Origin of the sequence: Streptomyces sp. NL15-2K, assembly GCF_030551255.1 — a bacterium.
Classification (GTDB): Bacteria; Actinomycetota; Actinomycetes; order Streptomycetales; family Streptomycetaceae; genus Streptomyces.
The window spans coordinates 503,692-515,042 of sequence record NZ_CP130630.1; the positions used below are offsets into that span (position 1 = coordinate 503,692).

The 11,351-nt window shown below is 69.3% G+C and carries 7 protein-coding genes; 4 read left to right on the forward strand and 3 right to left on the reverse strand.

Annotation, left to right across the window (positions count from 1 at the left end):
* Window positions 1–10: 10 nt before the first annotated feature.
* Genes Q4V64_RS02125 through Q4V64_RS02140 form a run of 4 tightly spaced genes read left to right on the forward strand, consistent with a single transcriptional unit; the run spans window position 11 to window position 5,670 of the window.
* Window positions 11–952, forward strand: coding sequence for an ABC transporter permease (locus Q4V64_RS02125; protein ID WP_253266643.1), 942 nt, complete (start codon window positions 11–13; stop codon window positions 950–952).
* Window positions 949–2,721, forward strand: a complete 1,773-nt coding sequence (locus Q4V64_RS02130) for a dipeptide/oligopeptide/nickel ABC transporter permease/ATP-binding protein (RefSeq protein ID WP_124436869.1) — start codon at window positions 949–951, stop codon at window positions 2,719–2,721. The genes Q4V64_RS02125 and Q4V64_RS02130 overlap by 4 nt, the downstream gene beginning before the upstream one ends.
* Before the next feature lies 1 nt (window position 2,722).
* Window positions 2,723–3,580, forward strand: a complete 858-nt coding sequence (locus tag Q4V64_RS02135) for an ATP-binding cassette domain-containing protein (RefSeq protein WP_253266644.1) — start codon at window positions 2,723–2,725, stop codon at window positions 3,578–3,580.
* Window positions 3,577–5,670 carry a PKD domain-containing protein gene (locus tag Q4V64_RS02140; RefSeq protein WP_216377515.1) on the forward strand — a complete coding sequence of 698 codons (2,094 nt, stop codon included), beginning with the start codon at window positions 3,577–3,579 and terminating at the stop codon, window positions 5,668–5,670. Before Q4V64_RS02135 ends, Q4V64_RS02140 begins: the two co-directional genes overlap by 4 nt.
* Window positions 5,671–5,757: 87 nt before the next feature.
* Here Q4V64_RS02140 and Q4V64_RS02145 read toward each other — a convergent pair whose 3' ends face one another.
* The 3 genes from Q4V64_RS02145 to Q4V64_RS02155 all read right to left on the reverse strand — a co-directional run bounded on the left by Q4V64_RS02145 (window position 5,758) and on the right by Q4V64_RS02155 (window position 11,309).
* Window positions 5,758–7,212: a glyceraldehyde-3-phosphate dehydrogenase gene (locus Q4V64_RS02145; RefSeq protein ID WP_124436870.1), complete on the reverse strand. Its 1,455-nt coding sequence runs from the start codon at window positions 7,210–7,212 to the stop codon at window positions 5,758–5,760.
* Between the two features lie 122 nt (window positions 7,213–7,334).
* A complete protein-coding gene (locus Q4V64_RS02150) occupies window positions 7,335–8,948 on the reverse strand; it encodes a cellulase family glycosylhydrolase (protein WP_253266647.1) in 1,614 nt (537 codons plus the stop codon).
* Window positions 8,949–9,155: 207 nt separating this feature from the next.
* Window positions 9,156–11,309 carry a beta-L-arabinofuranosidase domain-containing protein gene (locus Q4V64_RS02155; RefSeq protein ID WP_124436872.1) on the reverse strand — a complete coding sequence of 718 codons (2,154 nt, stop codon included), beginning with the start codon at window positions 11,307–11,309 and terminating at the stop codon, window positions 9,156–9,158.
* Between the last annotated feature and the right edge of the window lie 42 nt (window positions 11,310–11,351).

An 11,351-nucleotide genomic window follows, 5' to 3' on the forward strand; every position in this document is an offset into this window, starting at 1 on the left:
GGAGCGACGGGTGCTGGTATCCGTACTGAGGAAGCTGGTTCGCGCGGTGGCCGTGCTGCTGCTGGTCAGCTTCGCGACCTTCACACTGATGTACGGCAACGGTCCGGGCATCGCCCGGGCCGTGCTGGGCACGAACGCCACCGACGCCACTGTCCGGGCCGAGGTGGCCAAGCTCGGCCTCGACAGACCGCTCCTCGTGCAGTACGGGGACTGGCTCAAGGGGGTCGTCACCGGCGACTTCGGGGAGTCCTTCTTCACGGGGCAGTCCGTGTCGTCAGCCCTGTCCTCCCGGGTACCGGTGACGCTCACCCTGATCGTCCTGACGATCCTGTTGACGGCGGTGGTGAGCGTCCTGGTCGGGGTCGCCGCCGCCGTCCGCGGCGGGTGGATCGACCGGGTGGTGCAGTTCCTGTCGGTCGCGGGAGCCGCCGTACCGCCCTTCATCGTCGCGATCGGCCTGGTCTTCGCCTTCGCCGTCTCCTTCCGGGCGTTCCCGGCCACGGGATATGTCTCACCGGACCAAAGCCCCACCGGATGGATCGAATCGGTCACCCTTCCGGTGCTCGCCCTCCTGGTGGCAGCCATCGCCAACTCCGCCGCGCAGTTCCGGGGAGCGATCCTCGACACGCTCTCCCAGGACTTCGTCCGCACCCTGCGGGCGCGCGGGATACCCGAGTCCAAGGTGGTCTTCCGCCACGTGCTGCGCAACGCGGCGGGTCCCGGTCTGACCGTCCTGAGCCTGCAGACCCTCGGGCTCATCGGCGGCGCCGTTTTCATCGAGCAGGTGTTCGCGCTGCCGGGCCTGGGCGAGCTGAGCAACGGCTCCGCCCAGCGGGGCGACGTTCCCATGGTGATGGGGTGCGTGCTGGTGACGATCGTGATCGTGCTCGTCGTCAACCTGCTGGGTGACCTGGTGACGGCGGCGGTCAACCCGAAAGCGAGGACGCGATGACCACGACTCCCACCCTGGAGCCGTCCGGTCCGGTGGAGCCGGCCACCAAGGGACGCTCGCTCCTGCGGCGGTTGCTGACCGATCCGCAGGCCGCCCTCTGCATCGCCTTCCTGCTCTTCGTGGTGTTCCTGGGCCTGTCCAGCTCATGGCTGGCCCCGCACGGGCAGAACGTGACCGACCTCAGCGCGGTGAACGCCTCCCCGTTCTCCCCCGGTCACCTCCTCGGAGCGGACTCGACGGGACGGGACATCCTGTCGCGGCTGATGTACGGCACCCGGCAGACGATGATCGCCTGTCTGGTGGTGCTCGTCGTCTCCTTGGTGATCGGCGTGACCAGTGGCCTTGCCGCAGGCTTCTACCGGGGCAAGACCGACGCGGTGTCGAGCTGGTTCTCCGACGTGGTCATGTCGATGCCGGGCATCGTGCTGCTCATCGCGCTGTACGCCCGCACCGGGTCGAACATCGTCGCCGCCATGGCCGCCTACGGGCTCATCGTCGCACCCACGTACTTCCGCCTGGTCAGGTCGGTCGTCCTCGAGGTGCGCAGCGAGCTCTACGTGGACGCGGCCAAGGTGGTCGGACTCTCCGACCTGCGGATCGTCGGACGCCATGTGCTGTGGGCCGTACGCGCGCCGATCATCGTCCAGAGCTCGTTCGTGCTGGCCTCGGCGATCAGTATCGAGGCCGGTATGGGCTTCATCGGCCTGAGCGACCCGGACAAGGCGTCCTGGGGCGGGGTGCTCCAGGAGGCGTTCGGCAACATCTACAACAACAGGCCCGGCGTGCTCTGGCCCGCCCTCCTCATCACCCTTACCGTCCTGGCGCTCGTCCTGCTCGGCAACGCCCTGCGCGACATCCTCCAGTCGTCGGCGCACAGCAGGACGCTGTCCCCGCGGCGGCGCCGCGAACTCGTCCAGCGGGCGCGGGAAGAACGCGGGCAGGCGGCCGTGGCGGGGACGGCCGCCCCCACCGAGGCGGTGCTGTCGGTCCGCGGTCTGCGCATCGGCTACCCGGACGGCGAGGACGGGGTGCGCGAGGTCGTGCACGGCATCGACCTCGACGTACGGCGCGGCGAGATCCACGGCCTGGTCGGCGAATCCGGCTCGGGCAAGTCCCAGATCGCGTTCACGACTCTGGGCATCCTGCCCTGCGAAGCGGTCGTCCTCGGCGGCAGCGTCCTCCTGGACGGGCAGGACCTGCTGGCCGACGAACAGCGGCTGCGCGAGGCCCGGGGCCGGCGCATCGCCTACATACCGCAGGAACCCATGTCGAACCTCGACCCCTGCTTCACGGTCGGCGCGCAGCTCACTCACGGCCTGCGCGCGGTCAAGAACATCTCGAAGCAGGAAGCGGAACGGGAACTGCTGAAGCTGCTGGCGCGCGTCGGCATCAAGAACCCGGAGCGGGTCTTCAGACAGTACCCGCACGAGATCTCCGGCGGCATGGCACAGCGCGTGCTCATCTGCGGCGCGGTGGCCTCCGGCCCCGACGTGATCGTGGCGGACGAACCGACCACCGCCCTGGACGTGACCGTACAGGCCGAGGTCCTGGAGCTGCTGCGCGAACTGCGCGACGAACGGGGACTGGCCGTCGTCCTCGTGACCCACAACCTGGGAGTCGTCGCCGACATCTGCGACACGGTCAGCGTGATGCAGGACGGTCACATCGTGGAGCGCAGGGACGTGGACGGGCTGTTCGAGGCCCCCGCGGAGGCGTACACGCGGGAACTGCTCTCCTCGGCACGCCGTGTCGAGATCGCGGAGGTGTGAAGTGGCCGAGCCGGTACTGACGGAACCGGTACTGAAGGTCGGTAACCTCGTCGTCCGTTACGGCGGACGGCGGGGCACCGGAGCCACGGTGATCGACGACGTCTCCTTCGACCTGCACGCCGGGGAGACCCTGAGCCTGGTCGGCGAGTCGGGTTCGGGCAAGACGACCATCGGCCGCGCGGTCCTCGGGCTCGCGCCGGTCACGGCCGGCACGATCACCTTCCGCGGCGAGACCATCAGCAACGTCTCACGGGCGCGCCGGCGCAAGGTCGCCCGTGACATCCAGGTCATCTTCCAGGACCCGTACTCGTCGCTGAATCCGTCGATGACGGTCGAGAGCATCCTCGTGGAACCGCTCGTCGCGGCCGGCGTGGCGGGCGGCCGGGCACGTGTGCGGGACCTGCTGGACGCCGTGGGCCTCCCGGCCGACTCCGGCGACAGGTATCCGCGCGAGTTCTCCGGCGGCCAGCGGCAGCGCGTCGCCATCGCCCGCGCCCTCGCCCTTCAGCCGTCGGTCATCATCTGCGACGAACCCACCAGCGCCCTCGACGTCACCACCCAGGCCCGCGTCCTCACCCTCCTGAAGGACATCCAGCGGGAGACGGGCGTGGCCTACCTCTTCATCAGCCACGACCTCGGCGTCGTGAACGAGGTGAGCGACCGCATCGCCGTCCTTCACCAGGGCCGCGTCGTCGAGATCGGCAAGGCCCACGACGTCGCCACCGACCCGCAGCACCCGTACACCCGCAAGCTCCAGATGGCGGCTCCGGTAGCGGATCCGAAGAAGCAGCGTCTGCGCCGCGCAAGGCGGCTGCGGAGCGACACCGCGGAGCTTTCCGACCTCAAGGGAACCTCGTGAACACACAGGGAGCAAACGCCGGCGACACATCCGAGCCGGCCCAGGACAACACACTGACGAGGCGCCGCTTCGTCCGCAACACGGCGGTCGGTGCCGTGGTGGTTCTCGGAACATCGGCGATATCGGTCCCCGGCGCGTCGGCCGCGTCCCGCCCGCAGTGCGCGGCACTCGTCAGCGGCGGCCCGATGTGGGTCACCCCGGACTGCGACGACCCGACGTACAACCAACCCGTGATCGACAGTGAGAGGGATCTGACCTCACCGGTACCGCACCGCAAGGTCTCGGGCCACTTCGACGGCACCAACAAGAAGTTCACCCTCTGTCTGCCGCCGAAGGGGCAGTGGCAGGGCCGCTTCTTCCACAAGGTGTACCCGCTGACGGACGAGAACGCCGCCGACCAGGACATCGCCTTCGGCGCGGACAGCGGTGCCTACGTCGTGCAGACCAACGGCGGCACCGGATACCGTGTCGACGCTGCCGCGGCCAAGTTCTCCCGCACGTACGCGGCGAAGTACTACGGCTCGTCGAGAAGGATCCACGGCTACATCTGGGGCGGCAGCGGCGGCTCCTTCCAGACGATCGGAGCCATCGAGAACACCGAGGGCGTGTGGGACGGTGCGGTGCCCTTCATCCCCGGCACGCCGTACTCCATCCCGAGCAGCTTCACCGTCCGTGCCCTGGCGCGGCTCGTCCTGCGGGACAAGGCGCCCCGCATCGCCGACGCGGTGCGTCCCGGTGGCAGCGGCAAGCCCTTCGCCGGTCTCAACAGCGTGGAGCGGGCCATGCTGCGCGAGACCACGGGGTTCGGCGTCCCCCTGCACGCGTGGGAGGACCACGCATATGTGCTCGGGCTGTCAGCGCCGGACGGGCTTCTCGGATTCACGGCCGTGCTGCGCACCATGGACCCGACCTACGCCGACGACTTCTGGAGCAAGCCGGGCTACCTCGGTACCGAGAAGTCGGCTCTCGGCGACATCGTCCGTGCCGCCCGGATCGACCTGCTGACCACGGTCCAGAAGGTCGACCGGGACGCCCGGAACACGCCCACGAGCCTGGTCCTCGCCAGTGCCCCGACGCAGGCGGACACGACGGGACTCGACTTCACCGTGGTCGGCGGCGACGGTACGACGGTCATCGGGACGCTGAAGGCTTCCCTCGACCCGGCGACGCGCGTCGTCACCCTCGCGAGCGGGAACGACACCAAGGTGCTCGCTGCCCTCGACACCGGGGTCAGGATGCGCCTCGACAACAAGTGGACCATCGCCTTCCGTGCCTACCACCGCTACCAGGCCCCCACGCGCCCCGGCTTCTACGCCTGGGACCAGTACCGGGGGCCCGACGGAAAGCCGCTGTACCCGCAGCGCGCCTTGCAGGTGGGCCCTCTCATCTCCAAGTCCACCAGTGGCGGCGGCACCCACACCGGCAAGATCACCGGCAAGATCATCGTGGTGGGCAACCTCGTTGACACCGACGCCAACCCCTGGCCCGGCGACTGGTACCGCGCCCGGGTGAAGGAAGCCCTCGGCGCGCGTTACGACGACGACTTCCGCCTCTGGTACAGCGACAACGCCGACCACCTCGAAGGCCCGGTCACCGGCGCCCGCGCGGCCCGGCTCATCGAGTTCACCGGCATCCTGCAGCAGGCGCTGCGCGATCTGAGCGCCTGGGTGGAGAAGGGCGTGGAACCCGCGCGCACGACGTCGTACGACGTGACCGGCAGCCAGGTCTCGGTGCCGGAGCACGCCGCGGCCCGCCGCGGCATCCAGCCCGTCGTCGACCTCACCGTCGACGGCGCCGACCGGATCGAGGTGCCGGCCGGCCGGTCCGTCACCTTCACGGCCAGGATCGAGGTGCCACCGAGGGCGGGCCGCATCGTGCGAACCGAGTGGGACTTCGCCGGTACCGGCACGTTTGCTGCCAAGCCGTTCGGACCACCCCGCCCGGTCGTCGAGATCCGGCAGACCTTCACCTACACCGAGCCGGGCACGTACTTCCCCGTTCTCAAGGCGACGGCACAGCGAGAGGGCGACACGGCAACCCCCTTCGGCCAGGTGCCGAATCTCGGCAGGGTACGCGTCGTGGTCCGCTGACAGCGCACCGCGGAAGAGGCAGGAGCCGGCGTGGGATGGCACGCCGGCTCCTGACCTCGGCGACGTGCCTAGTGACGCACCCCGCGATCAGACCACCGGAGCCGGATACGTCGGGTACTCCACGCCGGAGACGTGCTGGACGACGCGGATGACCTGGCAGGAGTAGCCGAACTCGTTGTCGTACCAGAGGTAGAGGATCGCGTTGTCGCCCTCGACCTTCGTGGCGCCCGCGTCGATGATCGAGGCGTGGCGTGAGCCGATGAAGTCGCTCGAGACCGCGTCGGGGGCGGTGGTGAAGTCGATCTGGCGCTTGAGCGGCGAGGTCAGGGACACGTCGCGGAGGTGGTCGAGGACCTCCTCGCGGGTGGTCTCCCGGGCGAGCCGAAGGTTGAGGATCGCGATCGAGACGTCCGGCACCGGGACGCGGATCGAGCTGCCGCTGATCGGCGCCTTGAGGTCGGGCAGCGCCTTGGCCACGGCGGAGGCGGCACCGGTCTCGGTGATGACCATGTTGAGCGGCGCCGAGCGGCCCCGGCGGTCGGCCTTGTGGTAGTTGTCCAGCAGGTTCTGGTCGTTGGTGAACGAGTGGACGGTCTCCACGTGGCCGCGCAGGACGCCGTACTCGTCCGCCATCGCCTTCAGCGGCGGGACGATCGCGTTGGTGGTGCAGGACGCGCAGGACAGGATCTGCTCGTCCGGCTTGATGGTGTCGTGGTTGACGCCGTGCACGATGTTGGGGACATCGCCCTTGCCCGGCGCGGTCAGGACGACCTTGTCGATGCCGGGGCGCAGGTGGTTCGACAGGCCCTCGCGGTCGCGCCACTTGCCGGTGTTGTCGATGAGGATGGCGTCCTTGATGCCGTACGCCGTGTAGTCCACCGACGTCGGGTCGTCGGCGTAGATCACCTTGATCTCGTTGCCGTTGGCGATGATCTTGCCGTTCGCCTCGTCGACGGTGATCGTGCCCTGGAACTGGCCGTGGATGGAGTCGCGGCGCAGCAGCGAGGCGCGCTTCACCAGATCGTCGGCGGCCCGGCCTCCGCCGCCGCGGACGACGATGGCCCGCAGCCGCAGGCCGTTGCCGGAGCCGGCCTTTTCTATCAGCAGGCGGGCGACGAGGCGGCCGATGCGGCCGAAGCCGTAGAGGACGACGTCGCGCGGCTCGCGGCGGTCGATCTTGTTCGCGCCCGTCGCACCGGCGACGGCCTCGGCGGTGAACTCCCGTACGGACAGACCGCGGTCGTCGGTGCGGTACGTCGCGGCGAGCATGCCGATGTCGATCTGCGAAGGGCCCAGATCGAGCGTGGTGAGGGCCTGCAGGAACGGCAGGGTCTCGGTGACCGAGAGCTCCTCTCCGGCGATCTGCCGGGCGAACCGGTGGGTCTTGAGGATGCTCACCACCGACTTGTTCACCAGGGACCGGCTGTGCAGCAGCACGGTGACGTCCCGCTCCCGGTGCAGCCTTCCGATGATCGGGATCATCGACTCCGCGATCTCCTCGCGGTTCTTCCAGTTGGTGAACGAGTCCTCGTTGACAGTCACAGTTCTTCACTTTCGAGCTAGGTGGCGCTCATATGCTAATGCCTCGCATTTTCGATCACGCAGGAGGTGTCCGGGAAGCGCCGAGGCCCCGCCCTCGCTCCTGGAGGGCGGGGCGAGTCCGGTCAGGTGGTGGTGCAGGCGGCACCGTTGAGGGTGAAGGTGGTCGGGGCCGTGTTCGTGGCGCCCTTGCTCGCGATGAAGCCGACGGTGACCGAACCGCCGGCGGGGATCGCGGAGGTGTAGGAGGCGGGGGTGACGTTGACCGTGCCGGCGCTCTGAGTGTGGGTTCCTCCCCACATGTTGGTGATGGTCTGGCCGTTGGCGAAGGTGAAGGCGAGCTTCCAGCCGTTGAGGGCGGTGGTGCCGGTGTTACGGAGGGTGATCTCGCCCTGGAAGCCGCCCGGCCACTCGTTGGTGGCCCGGTAGCCCACGGAGCAGGTCCCGGTCGGGGCACTGCCGGTGGTGACGTTCATCGTGGCCGAGCGGGGCGAGCGGTTGCCGGCCGCGTCGCGGGCGTAGACGGCGAAGGTGTACGCCGTGTCGGCGGTGAGGCCGGTCACCGTGGCTGAGTTGGTGGTGGATGCCGCGACCTTGGTCTCGGTGCCGCCGCTCACGCGGACGATGTCGTAGCCGGTGACGCCGACGTTGTCGGTGGCCGCGGTCCAGGTGAGGGTGGCGGAGGTGGCCGTCACGGCGGACGCCTTCGGGGTGCCGGGAGCGGTCGGGGCCTGGGTGTCGCCGGGGTTGCCGCCGCCGTAGACGGTGGCTTCCTTGGAGGTCTGGGCGATGCCGTTGGCGCCGTTGAAGATGCGCTGGCCCCAGGAGCTGAGCTGGTTGGGGTCGAAGCCGATCGACAGGTCGAGGATCGGGTCGGTGTTGCCGCTCCAGGACCAGGCGAGGTAGCCGAGGTCGAGCTGCTCGGCGGCGGCCATCATGGTGTCCTCGTCCGGGTCGCCCCACTGGTCGGGGGGTCCGCCGAACTCGCCGATGAGGAGGGGCAGTTTGGCGTCGACGAAGGCCTTCAGGTAGTCGTTGATCTCCTGGGCGGTGTCGAAGACGCTGTACATGTGGATCGAGAAGATCAGGTTGCCGGTGGGGTCGGCGTCGTAGACGGTCTGGGCGTTGGCGCGCATGACGCCTTGCCAGTCCTGGCCCCAGTTGGGCGCGTCCACCATGATCGTGTGCTCGAATCCGGCGTTGCGCAGCTTCTTGACGGCGGCGATGGTGGGGTCGGTCCAGCCGGCCGGGTTGGTGTTGCCCCAGGGCTCGTTGCCGATGTTGACGATGACGTAGTTCTCTTCGCCGGCCAGCACGTCCTTCAGGCCGATCCAGTAGTCGGCCGCCTGGTCGAGCGTGGCGGCCGCGGCCTCCTCGGCGTAGCCGGTGGTGTCGTGCACCTCCAGCACGCAGATGAGGCGGTTGGCCTTGCAGTCGTCGACGACCGCTGCCACGTCCTCGGGGCTGTTCTTGGTCCAGCGGTGGCCGTTGGAGAGGACGACGCGGACGGTGTTGGCGCCCAGCGCCTTGATGTCGGCCAGCGACTGCGTCTCGCCCGGGTACCAGGTGTGGGCGTGGTTGACGCCGCGCATCACGAAGTCGTTGCCGTTGCCTTCGACGAGGCGGCCGTTGTCGATGTGGAGGCCGGTGGCGAGGGCGCCGGGCGACTGGGCGTGGGCCATGGCCGGGGAGAGGGCGCCGAGGACGGCGAGCCCCAGGAGCGTCGCCAATCCGGCCAGCAGGTGGGCTAATGGACTCTTTCTTCTTGTTCTTCTCACTGCGACTCCAAGAGTGAGCGCCGAGAAACTCAGGCATCAGAAGTGAAAGCGTGGGAGCGCTCCCATAAAGCCACTATGCCAAGTACACGTCAAGACATCGCGCACGTTCCGTCGGACGGCACGGCCGCCACGCGGCGGCACCCGTGGGGCGACCGTGCCGTCGGTCCCTCAGTACCTCAAGTCCGCCCGGACGGCCGCCGCGACGACACCGTCCCGTTCCGCGCGCGTGAACAGCCCTTCGGACAGCCAGCTGTCGGCGAGGACGCGCACCGCCCGCACGAAACGCCCGGTGGTCGAGAAGGGCGCCTGCTCCCACAGCACGTCGAGGAACGTCAGACCGTCACCGCGGGCACGGTTGGGTACGCCCGAGTCGGCCGTGCCGAACACGACGACCGGCTCCGAGCGCCGGAAGTAGGCGTGGTAGCGGGTGTCGTCCCCGATGAAGAACGGGGCGAGGGTGAGGCCGTGCGTGGTGAAGTGCAGGGGCCGGCCCTCGGGCCTGAGCACGTCGGAGAGATCGCCCCGGAGGGTGAAGTCCTTGTAGAACGAGAACGTACGGAATCCCTGTTCCGGGCTCTGCGCGACCAGCAGCACCGGACCGTGGAACACCGACTGGACGGCGGGATCGTCCAGGGCCCTTTCGACGCGCAGACGGTAGGGCGCGGAGATCCGGACCCGGTCGCCGCGCCGCCATCTCCTGCTCAGGGTGAGGTAGCTGCCGGGCTCGGCCTCGGCCCGTTCGCGGACCCCGTTGACCGTGACGGTGAAGCCCCCCGTGGCCCAGGACGGGACCCGGAGTTTCAGGTCGAGCCTGCCGCTGCCCTCACGGAACGTCAGGGTGCGCACGCCCTCGGCCGGATAGGTGCTCGTCTGCTCGATGACGAAGCCCCGCTCCGGCCACCGCAGGGTCGAGGCCAGGTAGAGGTTGACGTACAGTGCGCTGCCGTCGGCGGAGCGGAAGTAGACCGAGTCCTGGTACTTGGTGTGGTTCTCCATGCCGGTGCCGCCGCAGCAGGTGCCGGTGTTGCCGAACTCGCGCACGACACCCGGGCCCATGCCGACGAAGTAGGTGACCTCCGGACTGTTCGTGCTGGGCGCGTCCCGCCGGGAGGCGAGGATGTGGTTGGTCAGGCCCCTCTCGTAGTAGTCCATGTAGGCCGGGTCCGGCTCGCGGAAGAACAACTGCCGGCTCAGCTTGAGCATGTTGTACGTCGCGCAGGTCTCAGCGTTCTTGGCGTCCAGGGTGGCCGCGATGGCGCCCCGGGCGCGGAACATCTCGCCCTGGCCCGTGCCGCCCAGGCTGTACATCCGGGGGCCCGCGACCATGCCCCAGAAGTTGCGGGCCGCGGCGGCGTACTCCTCCTCGCCCGTGTGGTCGAACAGCCGCAGATAGCCGGTGAACTGCGGGATGTGCTGGTTGGCGTGCCGGCCGTCGAGGATGTCGCGGTCCTCGGCGCAGGCGTCCAGCAGCGCGGTGTTGTCGAAGCAGCGGGCGGCGGCGAGGTGTTCCTCCCGGCCGGTGAGGGCGTGCAGGTCCGCCATCACCTCGTTCATCCCGCCGTATTCACCGGCTATGTAGATCGACCACATGCGCTCCAGTTGCGCCTTCGGCAGGTGGCCGAGCCGGCTGTGCACCCAGTCGCCCATCTTCGAGGCGATGGCCAGGGCCTGTTCGTTCCCGGCCAGGGTGTGTGCGTCGAGCAGGCCGCGCATGATCTTGTGGCAGGTGTAGTAGGGCGCCCAGATGGTGGGGTAGGTCGTGTAGCTCTCCAGCAGGATGAACTGCGTCTCCGGGTAGGCCGCGAGGTAGCCGGGGTGGCTCGGCTTCGGCGTGCCGTGCTCGGCCAGGGCCGTCTGGCACTCGCCGAGCGCGCCGACCAGATAGTCGAGTTTGGACTTGATCGCCGCCTCCCGTGTGTCGGCGTACGCCTGGGCGATCAGGGTGAGGAAGTGGCCGCCGTAGTGGCCGCGCAGGTTGCCGTCGGAGGTCTCCCAGCCGCCCGGCGGCCGGGCGCCTCGGGTGTCGAGACCGGCGTTGGCACGGAAGACCGCCAGGATTCGGTCGGCCGGGTAGGTCCTGGCGTAGTCGAGCATCAGGTCGCGCTTGTCGCGGAACTCGCCCTCGCCGAGGGTGACTTGGTCCAGCGCGAAGGGACGTACCGGCCAGGTGGGCGGGGCGGCGGTGGGCTGGGCGGACGCCGCGTTCGGGGCCGCACCGGTGGAGGCTGCGTGCGCCGGTACGGCCGCGTGCGCGAGCGGGGCGGCGGCTGCCGTCCCGGCCGCGAGTCTCAGCAGACGGCGGCGGGTGGGGGGTTGGGACATGCTCGGGCTCCGATCGTCGGTCGTCGGCGGGCATGGGCGGGA

What these genes read in the sequence shown, in the direction of transcription:
- Q4V64_RS02130 (WP_124436869.1), top strand. Translation starts at nt 949, where the DNA reads ATGACCACGACTCCCACCCTGGAGCCGTCCGGTCCGGTGGAGCCGGCC.
- Q4V64_RS02155 (WP_124436872.1), bottom strand. Translation starts at nt 11,309, where the DNA reads ATGTCCCAACCCCCCACCCGCCGCCGTCTGCTGAGACTCGCGGCCGGG.